The organism is Staphylococcus sp. HMSC06C11 (assembly GCF_001808345.1).
GTDB lineage: Bacteria > Bacillota > Bacilli > Staphylococcales > Staphylococcaceae > Staphylococcus > Staphylococcus capitis.
The window spans coordinates 99,309-122,344 of the sequence record NZ_KV793047.1 but is presented as its reverse complement, the minus strand read 5'-3'; the positions used below and the strand labels follow the sequence as shown (position 1 = coordinate 122,344).

29 protein-coding genes and 1 other RNA gene are annotated in these 23,036 nt (G+C 31.6%); 12 read left to right on the top strand and 18 right to left on the bottom strand.

Features of this window, described 5'->3' with window-relative positions:
- Window positions 1–29: 29 nt before the first annotated feature.
- From HMPREF3154_RS09000 to HMPREF3154_RS08990, 3 genes are all read left to right on the top strand, one after another.
- Window positions 30–452: an organic hydroperoxide resistance protein gene (locus HMPREF3154_RS09000; protein WP_023350631.1), complete on the top strand. Its 423-nt coding sequence runs from the start codon at window positions 30–32 to the stop codon at window positions 450–452.
- Window positions 453–860: 408 nt separating this feature from the next.
- The gene (locus HMPREF3154_RS08995) at window positions 861–1,367 is read left to right on the top strand and encodes a GNAT family N-acetyltransferase (protein ID WP_002433370.1); all 507 of its coding nucleotides are present in this window, start codon (window positions 861–863) and stop codon (window positions 1,365–1,367) included.
- 180 nt (window positions 1,368–1,547) lie between these two features.
- Window positions 1,548–2,165 (top strand): LysE/ArgO family amino acid transporter, encoded by a 618-nt coding sequence (locus tag HMPREF3154_RS08990; protein ID WP_023350632.1) that lies wholly within the window; start codon window positions 1,548–1,550, stop codon window positions 2,163–2,165.
- A 55-nt stretch (window positions 2,166–2,220) separates the two neighbouring features.
- Here HMPREF3154_RS08990 and HMPREF3154_RS08985 read toward each other — a convergent pair whose 3' ends face one another.
- Window positions 2,221–2,805: a histidine phosphatase family protein gene (locus HMPREF3154_RS08985; RefSeq protein WP_023350633.1), complete on the bottom strand. Its 585-nt coding sequence runs from the start codon at window positions 2,803–2,805 to the stop codon at window positions 2,221–2,223.
- Between the two features lie 211 nt (window positions 2,806–3,016).
- On the opposite strand from HMPREF3154_RS08985, the gene HMPREF3154_RS08980 reads away from it, so the two are divergent.
- Window positions 3,017–3,253, top strand: coding sequence for a hypothetical protein (locus tag HMPREF3154_RS08980; protein ID WP_002433110.1), 237 nt, complete (start codon window positions 3,017–3,019; stop codon window positions 3,251–3,253).
- Here the strand turns inward: HMPREF3154_RS08980 and HMPREF3154_RS08975 are convergent.
- Entirely contained in the window at window positions 3,245–3,448 is a 204-nt protein-coding gene (locus tag HMPREF3154_RS08975) for a sterile alpha motif-like domain-containing protein (RefSeq protein ID WP_002432976.1), read from the bottom strand. The two genes, HMPREF3154_RS08980 and HMPREF3154_RS08975, sit on opposite strands and share 9 nt — an antisense overlap.
- Before the next feature lie 438 nt (window positions 3,449–3,886).
- Between HMPREF3154_RS08975 and tsaA the strand changes: the two genes are divergently transcribed.
- The 3 genes from tsaA (at window position 3,887) to lnsA (ending at window position 5,137) form a co-directional block, all read left to right on the top strand.
- Entirely contained in the window at window positions 3,887–4,147 is a 261-nt protein-coding gene (tsaA, locus tag HMPREF3154_RS11690) for a type II toxin-antitoxin system antitoxin TsaA (protein ID WP_070474684.1), read from the top strand.
- Window positions 4,148–4,175: 28 nt separating this feature from the next.
- Entirely contained in the window at window positions 4,176–4,361 is a 186-nt protein-coding gene (gene tsaT, locus HMPREF3154_RS08965; RefSeq protein WP_002433387.1) for a type II toxin-antitoxin system toxin TsaT, read from the top strand.
- A 191-nt stretch (window positions 4,362–4,552) separates the two neighbouring features.
- A complete protein-coding gene (gene lnsA, locus HMPREF3154_RS08960; RefSeq protein ID WP_023350635.1) occupies window positions 4,553–5,137 on the top strand; it encodes a lipoprotein N-acylation protein LnsA in 585 nt (194 codons plus the stop codon).
- A gap of 62 nt (window positions 5,138–5,199) precedes the next feature.
- Here lnsA and HMPREF3154_RS08955 read toward each other — a convergent pair whose 3' ends face one another.
- Both HMPREF3154_RS08955 and HMPREF3154_RS08950 read right to left on the bottom strand, forming a co-directional pair.
- The gene (locus HMPREF3154_RS08955; RefSeq protein WP_002433190.1) at window positions 5,200–5,433 is read right to left on the bottom strand and encodes a hypothetical protein; all 234 of its coding nucleotides are present in this window, start codon (window positions 5,431–5,433) and stop codon (window positions 5,200–5,202) included.
- Between the two features lie 133 nt (window positions 5,434–5,566).
- Complete coding sequence (locus HMPREF3154_RS08950; RefSeq protein ID WP_023350636.1) at window positions 5,567–6,172, bottom strand: GNAT family N-acetyltransferase; 606 nt, start codon at window positions 6,170–6,172, stop codon at window positions 5,567–5,569.
- Window positions 6,173–6,352: 180 nt separating this feature from the next.
- Here HMPREF3154_RS08950 and HMPREF3154_RS08945 point away from each other — a divergent pair, with 180 nt between their 5' ends.
- The 3 genes from HMPREF3154_RS08945 (at window position 6,353) to HMPREF3154_RS08935 (ending at window position 7,751) form a co-directional block, all read left to right on the top strand.
- Complete coding sequence (locus HMPREF3154_RS08945) at window positions 6,353–7,099, top strand: poly-gamma-glutamate hydrolase family protein (RefSeq protein WP_023350637.1); 747 nt, start codon at window positions 6,353–6,355, stop codon at window positions 7,097–7,099.
- Between the two features lie 119 nt (window positions 7,100–7,218).
- Entirely contained in the window at window positions 7,219–7,503 is a 285-nt protein-coding gene (locus HMPREF3154_RS08940; protein WP_023350638.1) for a hypothetical protein, read from the top strand.
- Window positions 7,504–7,526: 23 nt separating this feature from the next.
- Window positions 7,527–7,751 (top strand): hypothetical protein, encoded by a 225-nt coding sequence (locus HMPREF3154_RS08935; RefSeq protein WP_070474681.1) that lies wholly within the window; start codon window positions 7,527–7,529, stop codon window positions 7,749–7,751.
- A 308-nt stretch (window positions 7,752–8,059) separates the two neighbouring features.
- On the opposite strand, the gene HMPREF3154_RS08930 is transcribed toward HMPREF3154_RS08935, so the two are convergent.
- Together HMPREF3154_RS08930 and HMPREF3154_RS08925 are read right to left on the bottom strand one after the other, a co-directional pair.
- On the bottom strand, window positions 8,060–8,794 hold the full coding sequence (locus HMPREF3154_RS08930) for an SGNH/GDSL hydrolase family protein (protein ID WP_049307381.1): 735 nt from the start codon (window positions 8,792–8,794) through the stop codon (window positions 8,060–8,062).
- 124 nt (window positions 8,795–8,918) lie between these two features.
- Window positions 8,919–9,119 carry a cold-shock protein gene (locus HMPREF3154_RS08925; protein ID WP_002433447.1) on the bottom strand — a complete coding sequence of 67 codons (201 nt, stop codon included), beginning with the start codon at window positions 9,117–9,119 and terminating at the stop codon, window positions 8,919–8,921.
- Window positions 9,120–9,904: 785 nt separating this feature from the next.
- Here HMPREF3154_RS08925 and HMPREF3154_RS11805 point away from each other — a divergent pair.
- Together HMPREF3154_RS11805 and HMPREF3154_RS08920 are read left to right on the top strand one after the other, a co-directional pair.
- Window positions 9,905–9,973 carry an epsilon family phenol-soluble modulin gene (locus HMPREF3154_RS11805; protein ID WP_095658921.1) on the top strand — a complete coding sequence of 23 codons (69 nt, stop codon included), beginning with the start codon at window positions 9,905–9,907 and terminating at the stop codon, window positions 9,971–9,973.
- Window positions 9,974–10,125: 152 nt separating this feature from the next.
- Window positions 10,126–10,686, top strand: coding sequence for a hypothetical protein (locus tag HMPREF3154_RS08920; protein ID WP_023350640.1), 561 nt, complete (start codon window positions 10,126–10,128; stop codon window positions 10,684–10,686).
- 121 nt (window positions 10,687–10,807) lie between these two features.
- Here HMPREF3154_RS08920 and HMPREF3154_RS08915 read toward each other — a convergent pair whose 3' ends face one another.
- The 12 genes from HMPREF3154_RS08915 to gap form a co-directional block, all read right to left on the bottom strand.
- Window positions 10,808–11,239: a GNAT family N-acetyltransferase gene (locus HMPREF3154_RS08915; protein ID WP_023350641.1), complete on the bottom strand. Its 432-nt coding sequence runs from the start codon at window positions 11,237–11,239 to the stop codon at window positions 10,808–10,810.
- A gap of 91 nt (window positions 11,240–11,330) precedes the next feature.
- Window positions 11,331–11,692, bottom strand: a transfer-messenger RNA (tmRNA) gene (gene ssrA / locus HMPREF3154_RS08910).
- Between the two features lie 119 nt (window positions 11,693–11,811).
- The gene (gene smpB / locus HMPREF3154_RS08905) at window positions 11,812–12,282 is read right to left on the bottom strand and encodes an SsrA-binding protein SmpB (protein ID WP_002433363.1); all 471 of its coding nucleotides are present in this window, start codon (window positions 12,280–12,282) and stop codon (window positions 11,812–11,814) included.
- 24 nt (window positions 12,283–12,306) lie between these two features.
- Window positions 12,307–14,685: a ribonuclease R gene (gene rnr / locus HMPREF3154_RS08900; protein ID WP_070474678.1), complete on the bottom strand. Its 2,379-nt coding sequence runs from the start codon at window positions 14,683–14,685 to the stop codon at window positions 12,307–12,309.
- Between the two features lie 30 nt (window positions 14,686–14,715).
- Window positions 14,716–15,456: an alpha/beta hydrolase gene (locus HMPREF3154_RS08895; RefSeq protein ID WP_002433145.1), complete on the bottom strand. Its 741-nt coding sequence runs from the start codon at window positions 15,454–15,456 to the stop codon at window positions 14,716–14,718.
- A gap of 314 nt (window positions 15,457–15,770) precedes the next feature.
- Window positions 15,771–16,004 carry a preprotein translocase subunit SecG gene (gene secG, locus HMPREF3154_RS08890; protein ID WP_002433475.1) on the bottom strand — a complete coding sequence of 78 codons (234 nt, stop codon included), beginning with the start codon at window positions 16,002–16,004 and terminating at the stop codon, window positions 15,771–15,773.
- Window positions 16,005–16,072: 68 nt separating this feature from the next.
- Entirely contained in the window at window positions 16,073–16,531 is a 459-nt protein-coding gene (locus HMPREF3154_RS08885) for a hypothetical protein (RefSeq protein ID WP_030061190.1), read from the bottom strand.
- A gap of 198 nt (window positions 16,532–16,729) precedes the next feature.
- On the bottom strand, window positions 16,730–18,034 hold the full coding sequence (eno, locus tag HMPREF3154_RS08880) for a surface-displayed alpha-enolase (RefSeq protein ID WP_002432982.1): 1,305 nt from the start codon (window positions 18,032–18,034) through the stop codon (window positions 16,730–16,732).
- A 135-nt stretch (window positions 18,035–18,169) separates the two neighbouring features.
- On the bottom strand, window positions 18,170–19,687 hold the full coding sequence (gene gpmI / locus HMPREF3154_RS08875) for a 2,3-bisphosphoglycerate-independent phosphoglycerate mutase (RefSeq protein WP_002433081.1): 1,518 nt from the start codon (window positions 19,685–19,687) through the stop codon (window positions 18,170–18,172).
- A 2-nt stretch (window positions 19,688–19,689) separates the two neighbouring features.
- Window positions 19,690–20,451: a triose-phosphate isomerase gene (gene tpiA / locus HMPREF3154_RS08870; RefSeq protein ID WP_023350645.1), complete on the bottom strand. Its 762-nt coding sequence runs from the start codon at window positions 20,449–20,451 to the stop codon at window positions 19,690–19,692.
- 169 nt (window positions 20,452–20,620) lie between these two features.
- Entirely contained in the window at window positions 20,621–21,811 is a 1,191-nt protein-coding gene (gene pgk / locus HMPREF3154_RS08865; RefSeq protein WP_002433372.1) for a phosphoglycerate kinase, read from the bottom strand.
- 200 nt (window positions 21,812–22,011) lie between these two features.
- The gene (gap, locus tag HMPREF3154_RS08860) at window positions 22,012–23,022 is read right to left on the bottom strand and encodes a type I glyceraldehyde-3-phosphate dehydrogenase (RefSeq protein WP_002432992.1); all 1,011 of its coding nucleotides are present in this window, start codon (window positions 23,020–23,022) and stop codon (window positions 22,012–22,014) included.
- Window positions 23,023–23,036 lie beyond the last annotated feature (14 nt).

Sequence of the window (23,036 nt, the reverse complement as noted above, 5' to 3'; positions counted from 1 at the left end):
AATATATAAAGATTTAGGAGGTAATAATAATGGCAGTTCAATATGAAACTAAAGCTACAAACGTTGGTGGACGTAAAGGACATGTGCACACTGACGATAACGCAATAAATGTTGATGTATTACCACCACAACAAGCTGATGGAAATGCTACAAATCCTGAACAATTATTTGCAGCAGGTTACGCTTCATGCTTTAATGGTGCTTTTGATCTTATTTTAAAACAAAACAAAGTACGTGATGCTGAACCAGAAGTTACTCTAACAGTACGTTTAGAGGACGATCCAAATGCTGAGAGTCCTAAATTGAGTGTAGATATTGATGCAAAAGTTAAAAATGTTTTATCTCAAGAAGATGCTGAAAAATATTTACAAGATGCACATGAGTTTTGTCCATATTCAAAAGCAACTCGCGGTAACATTGATGTAAATCTAAATGTAGAAGTTATTGACTAAACATTTTAGTCATTTCAATTAAATATCTAAGTGTTGCTTATAGCTACCAACCTTTGTACAAGAAGTGTTGGTAGCTTTTTTCTTTCTAAACAGTACATTTCTAACAGAAATTTTCAAACTTAAGTTTATTAAAATTTTTTATTAAGATTTAGTAAACATAATTGTATGATTACAATATCTGATAAAATAGTATGTAGTTAAACCCTTTTAAGATATGGATATAGATGAAATTTCAAAATAATATTTTTATAATTTGAATTTCCACATAATTAAATTATCACAAATGCTTTTTGTTAATATAAAACGATTATTGCGTATTTTTAATAATTCTTTTATTATGTATTTGATAAGTATCTTAGTCTAAAGATATTAAATATGTTTTTATTTTCTTTGAACCTGGAGGTCAACATGAAAAATATCCGTGTATTAAATACTGATGATTTAGAATCTTATAAAGAATTAATGTCAAACGGCTATCATAATTATGCTTGGGATCAATATTATTTAGAACATGTTACTGAAGAATGTCTAAACTCTATTCTCTCGGAAGAAACAAAGTATTTAAACGTTTTCGGCGCATTTGATAACAATCATCTTGTTGCAACATGTACGTTAAAGCAAATAAAATTTGTTGGAAAGCGTCATAAAGCCGTTTTAGAGAATAATTTTGTTAAAGATAATGATGAAATTATTAATAGAGAGCTCATTAATCACATAATTGAATTCGCTAAAACGCAAGGTATTGAAATGTTGATGACCACAATCGCTTCAAATAACATAAGCGCTAAAATATTTTTCAGTTCTCTCGGGTTTGAAAATTTAGCCTTTGAAAAAAATGCTAGTAAAATTGGGGATGAATATTTAGATGAGAATTGGCTCATTTACTATACTTCTGACATTCCATCGAATTCTTAAGAAAGTTTATTTAAAACATGCGTAAATGGGGTATGGAAGATACCCTATCTGCGGGCGTATGTTTCCGCTATGATTTAGTTTTTATAAATATACATAAGTGTTAGACATTATTATTTTTAAAAGTTATAATCAGCTTAAATTATCAGAATTTTCAATCTTTAAAGGCTGGTGATCCCTTTTATGAGCGAAGCAGTAATACACGGTTTTCTCTTAGCTATAGGGTTAATCTTACCCTTAGGCGCACAAAATGTTTTCGTTTTTAATCAAGGAGCAAATCAATCTAAGCTAATTAAAGCCTTCCCAGCAGTTATTACAGCAGGAATATGTGATTCTATACTAATTAGCTTAGCAGTTATCGGTGTTTCTTTAGTATTAATGTCACTACCTCTTTTACAAATAGTGATCTACATTATTGGACTTATTTTTCTGCTTTATATGGCATGGACACTTTGGAATGAAACGCCTGATCCTATTAAACAAGAAGGTGGACTATCTACAACAAAACAAATAAGTTTTGCTTTATCTGTCTCTTTGTTAAATCCACATGCAATTATGGATACTATTGGCGTTATAGGTACAAGTGCGTCCGCTTACGAAAGAAATAACAAATTCGCTTTTACTTTAACATGTATATTTGTTTCATGGATTTGGTTTATCTTCTTAGCTTTATTAGGTAAATCAGTGGGAAGAATCGATAAATCAGGTAAATTATTAGTTGTGATAAACAAGTTATCTTGCATTATCATTATAGCTGTTGCAATTTTAATCATTAAAAAATTGTGTCAACTTCTTTTTTAGTACAAATAAGCTCAAGCCCATAATATAGCTATTTAAGGGCTTGAGCTTATTATTTTTAGTTTGTAGGATCAATGATTTCAATGAATTTAAATTGATTATCATCATATTCAAATTTTAAGATATGACAATTACCGATATCATAAGTACTACCCTCTTGATTACCTAACACCTTTCTAATAAATAAACCGATCGTACTACCATGGCTTACTGCCAAAGCTGTTTGATTAGTTTGATTAGCGACGACATCCTCAAGTGTTTCATAAACTCTGGATTCAACCTCAGATTTTGATTCACCACCAAAGGGTACTACATAATCACCATATAAATTCTCAGGCTTTTTAATTGCCTTTAATAACTCAATACTCTCTCCTTCAAATAAACCAAAACCCCATTCTTTAATACCTTTTAATCTTTTATAATTTTGGTTAGGCACTGCATTTTCAAGAGTTTCACAGGCACGTTCTTGTGATGACGATACTATTGTATCAAATGTAATATGATGCTTTTCAAAATAACCTTTAGCAGACTGAGCCTGCCTAACCCCTAATGTTGTTAATGGCGAATCACTCGCACCTTGAATTCTTCCTTTTAAATTAAAAACTGTTTGACCATGTCTCATTAAATATAATGTTTTAGTCATAATAAACACCTCTTCACTACAATGACTTACTTTTACTATTTAGCATTCTATGCAATTTCTATTTCAATATTCATTTAATCACTATGAAAATGAGATGTAAACGACTTCTAATAATATACAAATTTGCTTATCTGCATATTAAATTGTTTTAAATTTGTGAGTATGGGTATAACTTAACATCAGATTTCCATTTACTAAAGGAGTGTCTATTATGGATAGTCATAATCAATGCAATTATGTAAATCCTAATTCAGTTTCGTTAGACTGGGAATGTTTTATTATTAGTAAAACTGATATGTTATTAGATGGCGTTCCAAAAGAATTGATTAATGCATGGTTAGACAAAGATCTTATTGAACCTTTTTCTATAAGAAATAACGAAGTTAATTTCAAGACTAAAGATGTATGGGAAGCGCTTAATACTCATAATTGGTATTACTCAAATTAATTTATATAAACTAATTGCTCTATTCGTACTTTCAATTAACTGATGGTCTCTATAGTGATCAAGCACGTATGCACGAATGGCTTTATTGTTTTTTTCTTCACGGGGAAAATGAATATCATCTAAAATATAATTTGCTAAACTACCTAAAGGTGTATCATCATTTATAAAACCTAAAATAAAATCATAAAAAGTCATTCCACCTCAACCCCTTTTCCACTTATTAATAGCTAAGTTATATAGTATTACTCTTTATCATACCAAATTACTCGAGATTGTCTATGTGCAAAATTTTACTTTTGCACTTTTTTTATTATGCTCTTTTAAAATTCATCACATATAATTACATTTAAAATATTTCATAATCTTTATTGGTTTCTTATTTAGTAATCATTTACTCTTAAATACAATTAACTTTTCATGACCTAAATGAGTCCAAAACTCTCACAAAATACTTCATCATTTACAAATTTAGTAAACTTTCTAATTCATTTGTTTTACAATATCTTATGAGTATGAGTAAATTAAAATGTAAATTGTATATAATTAAAAGTAATTGATTTACCTGTGAGTAATTAATGATATTATAGTATGTAAAAGACTTTATGCTATACGTGTCTAATGAGGTGGCCACCTATGAAAATATTTAGTATAAATGTGATTAATATTTTATTGACCATATTATTTATAGCCTTTAATGTGCTTATAACTTATAACGCAAATGTTGATAATCAATTATGGTTGATACCAGGATTATGTATTTGTGGCGTCGCTTTATTCACTAGTCTAATAATAGCTATTATTTACACTGATTTGCTAAGCGAAATTATATTTTTCATAAATATTGTATTAGCACTTTACTATATTTATCCTATTTTTACGACTTCTTGTAATTAAGTAACACTGAGATAAGGAGGGAATCATTGTGAGTTTGCATTTTCAAATATTGTTATGGCTAGCAATTATATTTATTGTCGCTGGAGCTATTATTTTAACAATTATGCTTAAGACTAAGAAAGAAGAAAGAAAAGAATCTTATTTAGGATTTACTGTAATATTCTTGATTTTTGGATTTGCTATGCTTATATACACACTCATTTTCGGGTTGTAACCTTTTTTAGTAGAGCGATATTAATTACAATTCACCTTTGAGTTCAGTTAGCTCACGCTAATATTGATTTTAGCTAAGTCATTATTTTTGACTTAGCTTTTTTATTTTTGAAAATGAAGTTTATTTTACATATAGAGTCATTTAATATAATAATTAATTTAGTATATTTAATGAAGGAGTTTTCACTATAAATGAAAACTAAATATAAACTTACCATTCTATTTATAACTTTGGTTATAGTACTTTTAATTTTATTTTCAATAAACGTCTTCAATAAAGATAAAGAATCTTATGAAAGCATAGACACTAAAGATTTTAAACTTAAACCGGGCGACATTATCATTACTAAAGGTCCTGTATTATTCGGGTTCTTCGGCCATTCAAGTATAGCCATAGATGAAGATACTGTGCTTCAAATTGAAGGCCCTGGTGATCAACCTATAACTGAATCATTTGAATCATATCAACGGCGTTTCGGTACTGGAAAAGACGATTGGATAAAAGTGTATCGTAGTGTAAAACCAGATGCTGGTCAAAAAGCAGCAAATTGGGTAAAACGTAATTACGAAAATAGTGATAGCCGATATCTCGTTACGCTAAATTTGAAAAGTCAAAAATTCACTTATTGCACTAAAATAATTTATCAAGCTTACAAATACGGTGTAGATAAAAATGCTGTAAGTGATCATGGATTATACATCATTTCACCATATGCATTAAAAGATAATTTTACACATGACTATCGTTTAAAGTTAGTTAAAAATATTAAAAATTAAACCCTCCAGACAATAGTTAAGGTAAATGAATAACCTATTGTTTAAGGAGGGTTTTTATAAAATTAAACTTCTTTAAAATAGTTAACGAATTGCTCATTTCTATCTAAAAGGTCTAAATAAGAAATAGAGCTAAATGGGATAATTCGTGTGCAATTCTTAAGCGGATAGATGATAATCTCATTTTCATAATCGACGTGAATATCATTCTCCAATACGATTTTCTTATTTCCAACGACCACCGCGACTGCTTTAAAACTATCATCATTCAAATATCTTCTTAATAATTCTTTATCCATAACAACATCACATCCCTTTATTATAAAATAGCACATTATTGTTAAGGGAGTGTGAAAACAATCTAATTATTTAATTAATTCATAATATTTTTAGAAAATATCGCTTTAGTTTGGATATCACTTAGAACTTTCACTAAAGATTCTTTCTCATCTTAAATAAATAAAATGGCGATTGATTGATTTCTCCTACAATCGAAAAACCGAATTTTTTATAGACGCTTAGAGCTTTCTTATTATCTTGAACTACTGTTAATGAAATTTTGTCAAAACCATCATTGATAGCAAGACGTTCAGCAAATTTTAATAATTTCGTACCAACGCCCTTACCTCTGGCTTTCGGGAGAGTTGCAAGCATACTCACATGAAATTCATCTTTCTCTCCTTCATCCATTGTAATTAGAGAATATATCTTTTTGAAATTGGATAAAATAATTTTTAATGATTTCAATTTTTTTATTTTGATGATTTCAAGCACAGTTTGAAACATTGATTTTTCTAATTTGACTAATGAGGTACAAGTTATAGCACCTAAAACTTGTCCCTCTTCTTTTGCTACATAAGAAATATCATGACTAAATCGGTTACCCTTCTTTTGCCATAATTGCTGTAACTGTTTATTTAATCGTTCATTCGATGTCTCTCCTAAAATAACTTGTGCCATTTCATCAATGGCTAAATGAGTTAATCTTCCTCCTTCCTTATCACTTGATTGAGCACTTTTAATCTGAATGTCCTCCACTTTATCACCTTCGTAAATTATTTTTAAAATAAAAAATACATTGAATTAACAATAATTGTTTACCCTATTAAAGTAAGTTCAATTATTTTTATATAGAAAATAAAAGATGAAATACTTGTTTATTTAATAAAATCATTGTTATCATTTATGAGTTAAATTATTGAAAACAAAGGAGATATAATGAGCAATAAAGGCAGTCTATATTCAATACTTTATTATTTAGCTATAGCGTTAATTGTCATCACTATCATAGTAGTGGTTTTGATTTTCTATAACACTAGAAAATCAGCTTCTAAACCTTCAAGCGATCGCTATAGTGATTTTGAAGAATTAAAAAAGAATACCACTAAAAACAAGGATTGGAGAATTGTGACGAAACATAGAAAGGATAATAATATTTTACTTACAGCCATTCACGGTGGTGGAATAGAACCAGGTACAACAGAACTTGCAAGACGTGTATCGAACGTAGGTAAATATAACTTTTATTCTTTTGAAGGTTTACGTAAACATAATAATGATCAACTTCACGTGACTTCAACGAATTACGATGAACCGAAATTAATTAATATGTTAGAAAAATCAAATGAGACAATTTCAATTCATGGTTCTTCTGGAGATGACCCTATCGTGTATATAGGTGGAAAAGATACTAAAATGGCAAAAGCGATTGCGAAGGCATTACGTAAGAAAGATTTTACCGTTAAAGAGAGTCCGAAAGAAATTAATGCGCAATCTGATGATAATTTTGTAAATAAAAATGATACAGATTCAGGAGTACAACTCGAATTGACCACTGCACAGCGCGAGGAATTTTTCAAACATCATAAATTAGACAAAACAACGCGAGGTAATCCTAAAAAATATACAAGAGATTTTTATAAGTTTGCGAACGCTGTAGAAAAAGGTATAAAAAAAGCAAAATAAACTCAAATGACCTTCTACCTACACATAAAATTTTTATTAAAAATCATTCTTTTCAGCGTTTCTACAAGTACGTATCTAGGGTATAAAGTGATATGTATTTTGTGTGGAGGGATTAATTTATGGACGAATTAACTAAAGAACAAAAATATACAGTCGCAAAGTTTTATAAATTATATATGGAACGTTCAAATGAAGGATTATCTGAAGAACAATCTAACGACTTCAAAGATTCTATAACTACTCAAGATGATTATTTCTGTGACCGTGAATATGAAGATTTTATTCATAACTGTAAAGTACTTATAGAAGAGGGCTATCTTGAAGGTGATATTAAAGATCAAACGATTTATAATATTAAATTAACTACCAAAGCTTTTACAGAAATTGAAAAAAGCTTTGGTTAGTATTTTTAGTAAGGTGATTTTTAATGGATAATTGGAAAATTTATAATCATTCAAATCGCAAATTTTTAATTCAAAAAAATGAGGGTGAATTATCAATTGTAGAACCATTAGATAATGGTGCATTTAAAATACTTGCTGAAATTAACTTATCTAATGAAAATGATGTAAATATTTATGACAGTCATTTATATGTTTCAGTAAGCCTAGAACAAGAAGAAATTTGTATATTTGATAACAACAATACGTAATCTTTAAAAATTGCGATAATTCTATATTTAATGAATTATCAATTTATGTTAACAGAACTTTAATAATTATTTTATTATTGTCAAACTAATAAAATAGCCATAAATATAGTTTTATGGTACTCTATATGTGTTGCACTCTGTGAGTGTTTAACATTACTTCTTGTTGTCGCCGTACAGACTTTAATTTTCGTCATTATTAAAGCGCTGTACAGGCGATTTTTTTATAATGAAGACTAAATAATTCAAAAAGGATATCACTTTGGGCCTATATAAATAAGAAATTAGAAAAGCTGCGATATGCAGCTTTTTTATAATATCTCATCTAATTGTTTTACTAAAATAGGTGTATATAAATAACGGTAACCTTTTTTGGTTGGATGTGAATCATCTACCATCATTTCTTTATCACTTTTAGCTAATTTATTAATTTCATCATTATTAAAAATATCAATAATATGTATATCCCATTTTGTTTTAAGTGGATAAAGATGATTAACTAACTGCTTATAAGTTAGATCATTTTCTCTAATACAGGTATAAAAGATGATTGGACAATGCCATTTAGTATGAACATACTTAATAATATATTCAATCGCACCTAATGTCGTCTCAGTATCAAAACTTTCAAGGTCAAAAGACTGACTCATTTCACCAATTTCATAACCAAATCTTGCATCATTCGTAGATAACTGTATTACAACAGCATCAATTTTAGTATTCACAAAATTTAACTTTCTGAGTCGATTTAAATAACTATTTACATTTTTCCCAGCTAATGTTGTGCCTGATTTAGCCTCTTTGATTCCTTTTACTTCATATTCTGTTGTGAGATATTCAACAAAAGAGATTCCTTTCGAAGCCGCACCATAAGTTATAGAAGACCCTAAAAAGATAATTTTTTTCCCATTAAGATTATCATCTTCTTTTTTCATATCAATTTTTGGATTATAGTAATCTTTATTCCCATTGATAATATTGAAAATGTTCTTCAATGACTTCAACATCGTTGGTACTTCATTCAATATCATTTTTGCTTTATGCATGTATTTCTCCTTATACTTATTTATATTGAAAATTTACTGGTTTATATATTTTAGCATTTTATTAGATTAAGGATACCATCTTACAAAAAAAAAAGCCCTCCTAAGAGGGCTTTAAAACTTTTAATTACATTTTAACAACGTTCGCTGCTTGTTCACCACGTTCTCCTTCAACAATGTCGAATTCAACGTTTTGACCTTCTTCTAAAGACTTATAACCGTCTTCTACGATTGCTGAGAAATGAACGAATACGTCCCCGCCATTTTCTCTTTCGATGAATCCAAAGCCTTTTTCTGAATTAAACCATTTAACTGTACCGTTATTCATATAGAATACCTCCATGTGCTGTTGCACTAAATATTTGTAACAAATCCATTAATTAAAAGAGAATATTCTATAAAAATAATTCCACAATCAACTTCACGTTCTTTATTACTTAACATTCACTATACGCTTATTTTGAAATAAGTAAAGTCTTTTCCAGGAATTTCTTAAATTAATTTATATTTCAAATTTTTAAAGATAACTATTTATCATCACATATACCATAACTATTAAATAAAATGATTATCACAAAGATAAAGTTATAGTTAATGTGACTTTTTAAATTGCACAAAAATAAGTAGCTAAAGTAGAAATTAAATAAAATTATACAGTTAGGAATTCAAAATTATCTCAATTTTTAATTTTTTCACACAAAAGAACCATATATAATTATTTGCGCATTAACCACCAAAATCTCCAATACTTGCTATATGATATACACATAATCAATTAATTGGAGGTGCTTATAAATGTTCATCTTTGATTTATTAAAAAAAGGAATTCAATTCTTTAAAGACGTATTTGGTAAATAATATTTTTGAGTAGTAGTGGTGCCCTTCTTTATTGAAGGGTACTTTTTTTATATAATAAAACCCTAGTATTATTATATAAAATATTGAATAAATTTGTTATTAATTTTTAGAATTAACAGAAAAGAATTCAAAGTTATTAAATATATACTAAAAAACTACATTTATGAATAATTTTTTACTACTTTTGAAATAATTAACAAAAATTACTCTAATAATAATATACTACAGCTAACAAATACATAGGAGGTGAGTCAAATGTTCATCGTTAACTTAATCAAAAAAGCAATCGAATTCTTCAAAGGTTTATTTGGTAACAAAAAATAATTAATTATCTTCCCCTCTTTCAATAGAGGGGCTTTTTTATTTCATATACAAATAACTCTTTTAAAATTTTACATTAATTTTAAATTAGATTTAACGATTTTGGGTAAAGAAAAATTATCACAATAAAATCATTATTTTAGGAGTGAAATTTAATGAAGAAATTTTTTGCCGTATTATTATCAAGCTTTTTAGTGCTAAGTGCATGTAGTCATAGTGATTATTCAGATAAAAAAGATTCAGATAAAAACAGTTCAAAAACGGAATCTAAAAAGTCGGATAAAAAAGATTCAAAAGGTGATAAAAAAGTTAATAACGCTAAAGATAACATTAAAGACAGTAAATTAGGTAAGAAAAGCAAAGATAAAAGTTCAAAAAGTAAGGATTCAAAACCTAAAAATAAACAAACTAATCAACAATCATCTAATAGCGCATCACAAGCAAACAATACTTCAACTCAACCTCAAAATAATAATGCTAATAACGCTAACAATACTAACGGCAATAACCAAAATTCTTATAACAATCAAGCTAATTCACAAAACCAACAACAAAATCAAACTAACAATACACAACAAAATAATTCCCAAAGACAACAACCATCACAGAATAATCAACAACAATATTCAACTGGCAACAACCAATCTGCAAATAATAGCCAAGGCATGAATAACTCACAAGGACAAACAAATACTAATACCCAAAGAGGATTTTAGAATCACAAAAAGTCATGAATGCTATACCTTTACTTAGCATCCATGACTTTTTTACAAATAAATCAAACTTTCCGTTTAATATTCACATTCAATATTTATATTGAACTTAAGCATCACTTAATTATAACTTAAGATAATATATAGGATAATCTCTTCCTTGTTGATCTTTTAGAGATTCTTTATATTTTTCAAAACCATTCTTTTGATAGAACTTAACCGCGTTATAATTCTCTTTATTAACTTCTACATATCTTACTTGGTCTTCACGAATTAGAGTTTGAAGTATTTGAGTTCCATAGCCCTTTCTAAAATACTTAGGATCTATGAACAACATTTCTAGGTTTTGGTCATTTGTACCTGAAAATCCAATAATTTCATCGTCATCACACCAAAAATAAGCTTCAACATCATTTAAATAATTCGGTATTTCAGTTTTTAACTCTAATCTATCTTTTTCTTTTAAAAAATCATGAGTGCTATTTACAGACTTCTCCCAAATATCTAATACCTTATGATAATCTTTTTTCTCAATTTTTCTTCTAGTTAATGACATATGAATTCCCCTAATCTTTTAAAAATACAGTTAATTAAAATAATACGTATAAAAACAAAACCCACAACCATATAGGCTGCGGGTTTCAATCATATGGAGACGGCGGGATTCGAACCCGCGTCCAGAGGTCCTGATACACACCTTTCTACGTGTGTAGTCTATTGATTCATTTCGCATAATAGTAAGCAACAGACAACCAGTATTATGCTAGTTTGATTAGTATTCTTCTAAACAGACTTCAAACGGCAGTGTTTAGCATATCCTACTAGGGTTGAATCGCGTTAACAGCACGTAGGAGATGCTGTTAGGCGATGCAGTGTGCTATTACGCAGCTACTGCGAAATTATTGTTTGATTTGTCAGTTATATTTACTGAAATGTGTTGATGTCGGAGACAACCCTCCGACACGCTTAGTGTGCTCGAGGGACCCCTGTCGAATCCAAAAACGCCCCCGAAATAATATTAATGACAAATAATAATACAAACAATTTGGTATGACAATATGCGTCATTCATTTAAATAACAACATCATTAATCATACCAAATGGCACCCGTTTAAGCAATACGCATGCTTAATAACGGGCTTTTATCGCACGATCGACATCACGTTTCATCGCTTTATCTTTTAAAGCTTGACGTTTATCGTGAATTTTCTTACCTCGTGCAACGCCTAATAAAACTTTACATTGTCCATGCTTTAAATAAAGTTTTAATGGGATTAGAGAATAGCCAATTTCTCGTGTACGTTCTCCTAATTTAATAATTTCACGCTTATGCAATAATAATTTACGAGAACGTAAAGGATCATGATTAAATCTATTACCTTCTTCATATGGAGCAATATGCATATTATTTAAATACATTTCACCACGTTTAACTTGAGCATAACTATCTTTCAAGTTCGCACTTCCACGTCGTATAGACTTGATTTCGGTACCTTGCAGTGCAATACCCGCTTCAACCGTATCTTCAATGTTATAATCATGTCTTGCTTTACGATTCTCCGCTAAAGTACCTGGTGATTTAGTTTTTTTCTTAGCCATTCATACTCACCTCATCTTTGATGACTATTTTTTCTTACGGCGTGATTTCTTTTTCACGCTTTTATCTTTATAGAATGGTTTATGATTTGTTTTACCTTGTTTATCTTTTTTACGTGCATTCTTACCTTTACGTTGCTTGCGTTTCTTTTTATTGCCTTTGCCATTATTGTCATCTTTTGACTTATCTAATGACTTACCACGTGTTTTTGCTTGAATTGTTTTACCACGTGCTGGACGTTGGGATTTATCATTTTTAGGTAAAGGCATACCCACAATTTGAAAATCAATCATGCGTTCGTCTACATCAACATGAGTGACTTTGACTTTCACTTCATCACCAATGCGGAACACCTTCGCTTGGCGTTCACCTATAAGAGCCATTTGGCGTTCATCAAAATTATAGTAATCATCAGTCATATTAGCAATATGAACCATACCTTCAATTGTATTAGGCAATTCAATAAACATACCAAAGTTAGCAACTGAACTAATGATACCTTCAAATTCATCGCCAATATGTTGAATCATATATTCTGCTTTCTTCAATTCATCTGTATCACGTTCTGCCTCTATAGCACGACGCTCGCGTTGAGACGTGTGTTCAGCAAGTTCTGGCAACGTATCTTCCCAATGTCGTAATTCCTTTTTATCCATAGAGTTCTCTATTAAATATCTGCGAATTAATCTATGCACCGTTAAATCAGGATAACGACGGATTGGAGATGTAAAGTGCGTATAATACTCGGCAGATAAGCCGAAGTGTCCAAGGTTTACATCGTCATAATGCGCTTGTTGCATTGAACGCAACATCATTGTTGAAATAACCATTTGCTCTGGTCGACCTTCAACTTCTTCTTGAATGTTTTGTAAAGTTGTAGGATGAATATCTTCACCAGTACCTTTAATCATAATACCGAAATTAGTAATAAAGTCGAAGAATTGTCTTAAGCGATCTGACTTAGGTTGCTCATGAACTCGATAAATAAATGGTACTTCCATTTTATTGAAATGCTCTGCCACTGTTTCATTAGCAGCTAGCATGAATGATTCAATTAAACGTTCACCTTCACCACGTTCACGCATTTGAACATCTGTAGGAATACCTTCTTCATTTACTAGCACTTTAGCTTCATTAATATCAAAGTCAATTTCACCACGACGACGTCGCATTTGGATTAAACGATTAGATAAATCTTGCGCTAAATCAAGCATCGGCGTCAAATCTTTATATTGTGCACGCACTTGAGGATCTTGATCTGTAATAATTTTATTTACAGCATCATAAGTCATACGATAATTAGAATGAATCACGCTATCAAATATTTCATGATTAACGACTTCGCCACGTGCATTAATTTCCATACGACAACTTAACGTTAAGCGGTCGACTTCCGGATTCAATGAACATATACCATTACTTAAACGATGAGGAATCATTGGAATCACTCGGTCTACTAAATAAACGCTTGTCGCTCTATCATATGCTTCCTTATCTAAAGCTGAATCTTCCTTCACATAGTAACTTACATCTGCGATACTTACAGTCAATTCAGTATTACCATTCTTTAATTTCTTAACTGCTATGGCATCATCCAAGTCTTTAGCATCTGCACCATCTATAGTTATTGTTAAATCACTTCTTAAATCACGACGACCTTCAATTTCAGATGGTTCAATTTCTTCAGGAACATCTTCCGCTTCTTTAAGCACGTTATCTGGAAACTCAATTTCTATCCCATGTTGGTAAATGATAGATAAAATATCTACACCTGGATCATTTTTATGACCTAGTATTGCTGAAATATGACCTTCTGGGTTGTCTGTACCATCAGCATATTTAGTAATCTGAACGAGTACTTTATGTCCATCTACAGCACCTAAACTTTGACCTTTAGGAATGAAGATATCTTGCATAATTCGTTTATCATCTGGAATAACAAAACCGAAATGTTTTGCTTCACTATATGTTCCTACCACTTGAGTGACAGAATGTTTCTCAATTGATTTAACTTCACCTTCAACTTTACCTTTATGTTCTCCTCTAGATTTTTGAAGTTCTACAATTACTGTATCGCCATCTAGCGCTCGATTAATTTTAGTTGGAGGAATGAAGACATCTTCCATTTCATCATCTTCTGGTCGAAGAAAAGCGAATCCTTTTTTATTCTGACTTAAAGTTCCTTTGATTAATTTAGAATTGGACTTACTTGATTCTTTCCTTTGATATCTATCTGTCTTAGTTCGTTCGATTAAACCCGTTTGTTCTAGTTCAACGAGCACCTTAATTAAATCTCTAAATGAGTCGGCACTATTTAAACCTAACGCATCTTGAAAATCTGACACTGACATGGGTTCATAGTCAGGTTGTTTAATTATTTCTTCGATGGATTGCTTTAAATTCATTATGCCCCTCCTTTCTTACTTTTAAATTAATTATTCTGTCCAATCTAATGATTCTAAAAATTGATATACATCTTCAAAAACTTGTTCTTTTTCTTTATCAATTGTAATTACATGTCCTGATTCATGATACCATTTGATATCCTTTTCATCAGAATCAACATGTTCATATATATAATTCGCTGATTGAGGATCAATCATTTTATCTTGTTCTGCTTGTATAACAAGAATAGGCTCAATAACCTCGTCTACTTGTTCTTTACCACGAAGTAAAGTTTCACTAAGTTCTTTAAGCGTCTCAGTAGGATGGAAGTCTTTCATTTCTTTATCAATCGTTTCCTGATCTTTGCCTTCATATTTTTTAAAATTACGAGCATAATCAAGGAATCCATCATAAATAGTGTCTTCCGTCTTGCCATCCATAGGAGCACACATCGTTATAATACCCTTCACATCACGATTTAAGCTTAATTTCAATGCGAAGACCCCACCTAGTGATAAACCTGCTACTGCTATTTCATCATAGCCTTGTTCAACCAGGTAGTCATAACCATCTAAAACATCCTTAAACCATACATATGGGCTAGATTTTAAAATTTCCTCCGGCGGTGCTGCATGCCCTTCATATTGAGGTGCATAAGATGTATAACCCTTTTTCTGAAGATAACGACCTAATTGTCTCACATCAGCTGAGTTGCCAGTGAAACCGTGTAATAATAACACAGCTCGTTTTCCTTCTTCAAAAAAGAATGGTCTTGGTAGTTTAATTTGCATGGTTAGAATCCCTCTCCCTTTTTTATTGAGAACTCATTTCTTTATATTTAATCTTGTCTGCTTTCAGGTTGCTATTAGCATAATTTTCATTATAAAAAGAACTTCAATAATGCTTATTAAGCGTCTTTGAACTATTCCCTTATATATAGGTATTAAAAACATCATTATGATACATTATAAAATAAAAAAGCCCGACAAGTATATCGTCGGACTCAGGCTGATAGTATTTGTGAGTTATTATAGTTCTTGTTAATCACATCTTCTATCAGACTTGGTTAAGATTCATTAACTTCATTAATACATTATCTTATGGCTTACATACCTAAGTAACTGATACAGAACATAAGTACGAAGAAAATAATAGCTAAAATAATTGTTAATCTATGCAAGAATAAATCGACGCCACGTTGTTTTTGTTTACCAAATAACTGTTCCGCGCCACCACTAATAGCACCTGAAAGTCCATTACTTTTACCTTCTTGGAGTAATACAACAGTCACTAATGCAATACAATCTATAATTAATAAAACGATGATTAATGTATGCATAAAAATTGTCCTCCGTTCATTATATACGAGACGAATTATAACACATCTCTAATAGAGTTATCAAACTTCTATCTATTAAAAGTACTTTTTCTAGCTATCGAAACAACTAACATATAAATCGCTAAAATAATAGAGCCAATTACAACAATGAGTATAGGTAAAACTGCGACAACATTTTTAACATCCAAAATGGCTTGAACAAACATGTATAAATTAACAAGTGTGAATAATGCATTAGAAACATATACAGCAAACATAAACCACCATAAATATGGATGGCGATTCCAAAGTGCCACGACTCCTGCTAAGTATGCAAGAATGTACATTACGCCTGTATATCTATCACTATTTAGAATATTATGTACTGCAGTGTCAGAAGTCTTTTGACCAGCTAAAGATAGCAATGATTTAGCGGTTGTTACATCTAAAACTACAAAATGATGAATGATTAATAAAATACAAAATAATAAAGAACTCATTGCTATTAAGCGGCCAGATCTTTTTTCTCTAACATTTGAATCTGTTATATCTTCCATAATGGTACTCCTTTTTAAAATTACTTTAACTATTATATCAGTTTAATGGGTTAAATTAAACGAGATACGATGTAATAAAAGTATTAAAAAAACCCATTACAGCCTCAACTCTGTAACGGGTCTATAAGTTCTTTAGGGCGTGAAACCTAAAGATTAAAGCGTGAACTCATTTATTTAATATTAGAGATATTATTTGTCTAAATTGTAGAAAGATTTAATTCCATCAAATTTAGCTGTTTCGTATAATTCATCTTCAATACGTAATAATTGATTATACTTAGCAATACGGTCAGTTCTTGATAATGAACCAGTTTTAATTTGACCTGCGTTAGTAGCAACTGCAATGTCAGCAATAGTAGTATCTTCAGTTTCACCTGAACGGTGTGAAACTACAGCTGTGTAACCAGCTTTTTGAGCCATTTCAATTGCTTCAAATGTTTCAGTTAAAGTACCGATTTGGTTAACTTTAATTAAGATAGAGTTACCAATACCTTGGTCAATACCTCTTGATAAGATTTCTGTATTTGTAACGAATAAATCGTCACCTACTAATTGTACTTTATCACCGATACGATCAGTTAATTGCTTCCAACCTTCCCAATCGTTTTCATCCATACCATCTTCGATAGTGATGATTGGATATTTACCAATTAATTCTTCTAAGTAGTCAACTTGTTCTGCTGCGCTACGTTTAGCACCGTGTTCACCTTCGAATTTAGTGTAATCATATACACCATTTTCATAGAATTCTGAAGAAGCACAGTCAAATCCTAAGAATACATCTTCACCTGGTTTATAACCAGCTTTTTCGATAGCTTTGATGATTGTTTCAACAGCATCTTCAGTACCTTCAAATTTAGGAGCGAATCCACCTTCGTCACCAACTGCAGTTTCTAAACCGCGTTCACTAAGGATAGATTTTAAGTTGTGGAAGATTTCAGCACCCCAACGTAATGATTCTTTAAATGATTCAGCACCAACTGGTAAAATCATAAACTCTTGGAAAGCGATTGGTGCATCAGAGTGTGAACCACCGTTAACGATGTTCATCATTGGAACTGGTAATTGTTTACCATTGAATCCACCTAAATATTTATATAAAGGTTGACCTAATAAGTCAGCTGCTGCACGTGCTACTGCGATTGAAACACCTAAAATAGCATTAGCGCCTAATTTACCTTTATTATTTGTACCGTCTAATTGAATCATCATTTTGTCGATAGATACTTGATCTAATACTGAAAATTCACCTTCAACAATTTCTGGTGCGATGATTTCATTAACGTTTTCTACTGCTTTAGTCACACCTTTTCCTAAATAACGTGATTTGTCTCCATCACGTAATTCAACTGCTTCGTGTTCACCAGTAGAAGCACCTGATGGTACTAATGCACGACCGAAAGCACCACTTTCAGTAAGTACTTCAACTTCAACTGTTGGATTACCACGTGAGTCTAAGACTTCGCGAGCGTAAACATCTGTAATAATTGGCATGTTTAATATCTCCTTTAAATATATTATAAAGCTATTATAGCCCTATTTATAATTTTATTAAAATAATTTATTAGCAAGGTTGTAAAATGCGGGAGTACTAAATTTCCTCCCTTAATTTAACATCTAAATTCTGTATTAGTGATTAATTAATGATTCACCAGTCATATCAGAAGGTTGTTCTACATTTAACAAGTCTAATAGTGTAGGAGCTAAATCTCCTAAACGTCCTGTTTCACGTAAAGTTACGCCTTCTTTAGTTACAATTACTGGAACTGGATTTGTAGTGTGCGTAGTCATTGGTTCATCATCATCTGTTAACACTTGATCAGAGTTACCATGGTCAGCAGTGATGATAGCATGACCGTCCATTTCAAGGATCTTATCAACAACTTCGCCTAGACATTCATCTACAGCTTCAATTGCCTTAATTGTAGGTTCAAGCATACCACTATGTCCTACCATGTCAGGATTAGCAAAGTTTAATAGAATTAAATCTAAATCGCCTTTATCTAATTCCTCTAAAAGAGCATCTTTAACTTCATAAGCACTCATTTCTGGTTTTAAATCATATGTCGCAACTTTAGGAGAATCGATTAATCTACGACGCTCTCCTTCGAATTCATCGTTACGACCACCGCTCATAAAGTAAGTTACATGTGGATACTTTTCAGTTTCAGCAATACGTAGTTGTTTTAAGTTATTATTTTGAGCAACTTCCCCGATTGTATTGTGTAAATCAACTTTTTCAAAAACGATTTCAGCGTCTACATCATCGTTATATTTAGTGAATGTTGCATAGAATAAATCTTTAACTTGTTCAACTTCGAAACCATCAAATGCTTGATTAGTGAAAATTTCTGAAAGTTGAGCTGCTCTATCAGGACGGAAGTTATAGAACACAACTGCGTCACCATCATTGACACCATTATTTTGATTATCAATGATAAATGGTTCAACGAATTCGTCAGTAACATCATTGTTGTAATTAGCTTCCACACCTTCTTTGGCTGAAGCATAAGTCGGACCTTCGAAGTTACGGATAGCATTATAAGCTTTTTGTTCACGATCCCAACGTTTATCGCGGTCCATCGCATAATAACGTCCTGATACTGAAGCGAATTGGCCAACGCCTAATTCTTTGAATTTAGCTTCAGTTTCTTCAATATATTTTAGTGCAGATTTTTGATCTACGTCACGTCCATCTAAGAAAGCATGAACATAAACTTTATCTACACCTTGTTTTTTAGCTAATTCTAAGATTGCAAATAAATGTTTATAGTGACTGTGAACACCGCCATCAGATAATAGACCAAATACATGTAGTGCTGAATTATTATCTTTTACATGTTTAACTGCGTTATTTAATACATCGTTTTCAAAGAAATCCCCATCTTCGATAGATTTATTAATACGAGTTAAACTTTGATAAACAATGCGACCTGCACCAATATTCATGTGACCTACTTCCGAGTTACCCATTTGTCCTTCTGGAAGACCTACATCCAAACCACTCGCTTCAATTTGTGTAGTTGGGTATTTATCATAATAGCGATCAAAATTAGGCTTGTTTGCTAATTTTACAGCGTTACCATGTTCACTTTCACGATTTGCAAAACCATCTAAAATGATTAAGGCAGTTGGTTTTTTAGCCATAATTATTTTGCACCTTCCAATAATTGTACGAAATCTTCAACTTTTAATGATGCGCCACCTACTAATGCACCATCAATATCTGATTGAGCCATATATTCTTTAATATTATTTGGTTTAACACTACCACCATATTGAATACGTGTTGCTTCAGCAACATCTTGGCTTGATAAGTCAGCTAATGTTTTACGAACGTGCGCGCACATTTCATTAGCATCTTCTGAAGTAGAAGATTTACCAGTGCCGATTGCCCAAATTGGTTCATAAGCAATAACTACTTCTTTAAGTTGATCTTCAGATAAGCCTTCAACAGCTTTTTTAACTTGATTACCTACTACTTCATTTGCTTTACCTGCTTCACGTTCTTCATCTGATTCACCAACACAAATAATTGGTGTCATACCATGATTAAAGATTGCGTGAGCCTTTTTATTTACTTCTTCATCAGTTTCGTGGAAATAATCACGACGTTCTGAGTGACCAATCACGACATATTTAACACCTAAGTCAGCTAAAGCTACAGGTGATGTTTCACCAGTGTATGCGCCACTGTCTTCGAAGTATGCGTTTTGAGCACCGATTTTTAATCCTTGTGCTTTACCTTCTTTAACAGCAGTTACTAAAGCATCTAATTGGATTGTTGGTGCACAAATTACTGATTCTACTTCTTTAGGATCAGGTAATGTTGGTAATTCATTTATGAAATCTTTAGCTTCTTGAACTGTTTTATTCATTTTCCAGTTTCCGGCTATAATTGGTGTTCTCATTCATTACACTCCTTAATAATTTAGTGTTAAATTTAAAAATTTGTAAGATAATAAATTTTAATGATGACATATGAGTCAGATAAAGAAAGCATATATAAGCTTTCATTCATCCTTTTCCCATATCATTAAATTTAAAAACTTACGCCTTAACTGAGCGAGGTTCATTCAATTATTTATCGTTAATTGCTTTAATACCTGGTAATTCTTTTCCTTCTAAATATTCTAATGATGCACCGCCACCAGTAGAAATATGAGTAAAGTCATCTTCGAAACCTAGTGAGATAGCTGCTGCTGCAGAATCACCCCCACCGATAATAGTAGTAGCATCTTTTAAGTTAGCGATTGATTCACATACACCGATCGTACCTTTTGCAAAGTTACTAAATTCAAATACACCCATAGGTCCATTCCATACTACTGTATGTGCACCTTGTAATTCTTTATTAAATAGTTCAACAGTTTTAGGACCAATATCCATTGCTTCTTGATCAGCTGGGATATCATCAATTGAAACTTCAGTGATTTTCGCGTCATTAGAGAATTCTTTAGCTACCTTACAATCTACTGGTAAGACAATTTGATCGCCATTGTTTTCTAATAAATCTTTAGCGAAGTCAATTTTGTCTTCTTCTAATAACGAAAGACCAATTTCTTTACCTTGCGCTTTCATGAATGTATAAGCCATACCGCCACCAATTAAAATTTTATCAGCGATATTAACTAAGTTTTTGATGACATTAATTTTATCTGAAACTTTGGCACCACCTAGGATAGCTACAACTGGTTTGTGTGGGTCGTTAACAACTCCACCAATAAATTTAATTTCTTTTTCCATTAAATAACCAGCTGCTGTTTCTAAATGAGTAGAAATACCTACGTTAGATGCGTGTTCACGGTGAGCTGTACCAAATGCATCGTTAACGAATACATCACCTAATGATGCCCAATATTTGCCTAATTCAGGATCATTTTTAGATTCTTTCTTACCATCAATATCTTCAAAACGAGTATTCTCAACTAATAATACATCGCCTTCATTTAAATTTTTGATAGCAGTTTCAAGTTTTTCTCCACGTGTTTCAGGTACGAAAGTAACTTCCTTACCTAATTTTTTAGATAAATCATCTGCTACTGGTTTTAAAGATAAACCTTCTTTATCACTTTCTTCTTTCACTTTACCTAAGTGAGAGAATAATACTAATTTACCACCTTGTTCAATAATGTATTTAATCGTTGGCAACGCTTGAACAATGCGGTTATCATTAGTGATTTCTCCATCTTTCAACGGAACATTAAAGTCTGCACGTTCGAGAACTACTTTACCTTTTAAATCTAAATCTGAAACGATTTTTTTAGCCATTATTAATTTCCTCCTTTAAATAGGAAAACTTTATATAAAAATAAGCGGAGAAGCGTTTGTGCTCCCCGCTTACTCATAAGCTTATATATCTAATTAAACAGTACAGAGCACTAATCAAATTATGAACGTTTGAGAGAGTTACTCTCTCGACATGTGTACTTTAAATAACTTGAATTACGTGCTTATACACTATGCTTCAATTATTTAGAAAGTTCAGCTAAGTGAGCTAATGTACGAACTAATTGAGAAGTATAAGACATTTCATTGTCGTACCAAGCTGCAACTTTAACTAATTGGCGGTCACCAACAGTCATTACACGAGTTTGAGTAGCATCGAATAATGAACCGTAAGTCATACCTACAACGTCAGAAGATACGATTTCATCTTCAGTGTAACCAAATGATTCGTCAGAAGCTTGTTTCATTGCTTCATTTACTTGATCAGCTGTTACATCTTGTTTATCTAATACTACAGTTAATTCAGTTAATGAACCTGTAGCAACTGGAACACGTTGAGCTCCACCGTCTAATTTACCGTCGATTTCTGGAATAACTTTACCGATTGCTTTAGCAGCACCTGTAGAGTTAGGGATAATGTTTTCTGCTGCTGCACGAGCACGACGTTTGTCGCCTTTTCTGTGAGGAGCATCTTGAGTATTTTGGTCACCAGTATAAGCATGGATAGTAGTCATTAAACCTTCTACTAAACCAAACTCATCATTTAAAACTTTTGCAACTGGTGCTAATGAGTTAGTAGTACATGAAGCACCTGATACAACTGTTTCAGAACCATCTAATTCATCATGGTTAGTGTTGAATACGATTGTTTTTAAATCACCAGTAGCTGGAGCAGAGATTAATACTTTTTTAGCACCTGCATCGATGTGAGCTTGTGCTTTATCTTTATCAGTGTAGAAACCAGTACATTCTAATACTACGTCGATGTCTAGGTCTCCCCAAGGTAATTTGCTTGCATCTGGTTCATCGAATGATTTAATTTCTTTACCGTTAACACGGAATCCACCATCGATAACTTCAACTTCTCCAGTGAAGCGACCTTGCATAGTGTCGTATTTTAATAAGTGAGCTAACATTTCGTCATCTGTTAAGTCGTTAACTGCTACTACTTCAAGACCTTCTACATCTTGGATTCTTCTGAATGCTAAACGACCAATTCTACCAAAACCATTAATTGCTACTTTAATTGCCATTATAATGGCCTCCT

Bases quoted from the DNA above. Each gene is read 5' to 3' on its own strand.
- HMPREF3154_RS09000 (WP_023350631.1), top strand. From the start codon at position 30: ATGGCAGTTCAATATGAAACTAAAGCTACAAACGTTGGTGGACGTAAA.
- HMPREF3154_RS08995 (WP_002433370.1), top strand. From the start codon at position 861: ATGAAAAATATCCGTGTATTAAATACTGATGATTTAGAATCTTATAAA.
- HMPREF3154_RS08990 (WP_023350632.1), top strand. From the start codon at position 1,548: ATGAGCGAAGCAGTAATACACGGTTTTCTCTTAGCTATAGGGTTAATC.
- HMPREF3154_RS08985 (WP_023350633.1), bottom strand. From the start codon at position 2,805: ATGACTAAAACATTATATTTAATGAGACATGGTCAAACAGTTTTTAAT.
- HMPREF3154_RS08980 (WP_002433110.1), top strand. From the start codon at position 3,017: ATGGATAGTCATAATCAATGCAATTATGTAAATCCTAATTCAGTTTCG.
- HMPREF3154_RS08975 (WP_002432976.1), bottom strand. From the start codon at position 3,448: ATGACTTTTTATGATTTTATTTTAGGTTTTATAAATGATGATACACCT.
- tsaA (WP_070474684.1), top strand. From the start codon at position 3,887: ATGAAAATATTTAGTATAAATGTGATTAATATTTTATTGACCATATTA.
- lnsA (WP_023350635.1), top strand. From the start codon at position 4,553: ATGAAAACTAAATATAAACTTACCATTCTATTTATAACTTTGGTTATA.
- HMPREF3154_RS08955 (WP_002433190.1), bottom strand. From the start codon at position 5,433: ATGGATAAAGAATTATTAAGAAGATATTTGAATGATGATAGTTTTAAA.
- HMPREF3154_RS08945 (WP_023350637.1), top strand. From the start codon at position 6,353: ATGAGCAATAAAGGCAGTCTATATTCAATACTTTATTATTTAGCTATA.
- HMPREF3154_RS08940 (WP_023350638.1), top strand. From the start codon at position 7,219: ATGGACGAATTAACTAAAGAACAAAAATATACAGTCGCAAAGTTTTAT.
- HMPREF3154_RS08935 (WP_070474681.1), top strand. From the start codon at position 7,527: ATGGATAATTGGAAAATTTATAATCATTCAAATCGCAAATTTTTAATT.
- HMPREF3154_RS08930 (WP_049307381.1), bottom strand. From the start codon at position 8,794: ATGCATAAAGCAAAAATGATATTGAATGAAGTACCAACGATGTTGAAG.
- HMPREF3154_RS08925 (WP_002433447.1), bottom strand. From the start codon at position 9,119: ATGAATAACGGTACAGTTAAATGGTTTAATTCAGAAAAAGGCTTTGGA.
- HMPREF3154_RS08920 (WP_023350640.1), top strand. From the start codon at position 10,126: ATGAAGAAATTTTTTGCCGTATTATTATCAAGCTTTTTAGTGCTAAGT.
- HMPREF3154_RS08915 (WP_023350641.1), bottom strand. From the start codon at position 11,239: ATGTCATTAACTAGAAGAAAAATTGAGAAAAAAGATTATCATAAGGTA.
- smpB (WP_002433363.1), bottom strand. From the start codon at position 12,282: ATGGCTAAGAAAAAAACTAAATCACCAGGTACTTTAGCGGAGAATCGT.
- rnr (WP_070474678.1), bottom strand. From the start codon at position 14,685: ATGAATTTAAAGCAATCCATCGAAGAAATAATTAAACAACCTGACTAT.
- HMPREF3154_RS08895 (WP_002433145.1), bottom strand. From the start codon at position 15,456: ATGCAAATTAAACTACCAAGACCATTCTTTTTTGAAGAAGGAAAACGA.
- secG (WP_002433475.1), bottom strand. From the start codon at position 16,004: ATGCATACATTAATCATCGTTTTATTAATTATAGATTGTATTGCATTA.
- eno (WP_002432982.1), bottom strand. From the start codon at position 18,034: ATGCCAATTATTACAGATGTTTACGCTCGCGAAGTCTTAGACTCACGT.
- gpmI (WP_002433081.1), bottom strand. From the start codon at position 19,687: ATGGCTAAAAAACCAACTGCCTTAATCATTTTAGATGGTTTTGCAAAT.
- tpiA (WP_023350645.1), bottom strand. From the start codon at position 20,451: ATGAGAACACCAATTATAGCCGGAAACTGGAAAATGAATAAAACAGTT.
- pgk (WP_002433372.1), bottom strand. From the start codon at position 21,811: ATGGCTAAAAAAATCGTTTCAGATTTAGATTTAAAAGGTAAAGTAGTT.
- gap (WP_002432992.1), bottom strand. From the start codon at position 23,022: ATGGCAATTAAAGTAGCAATTAATGGTTTTGGTAGAATTGGTCGTTTA.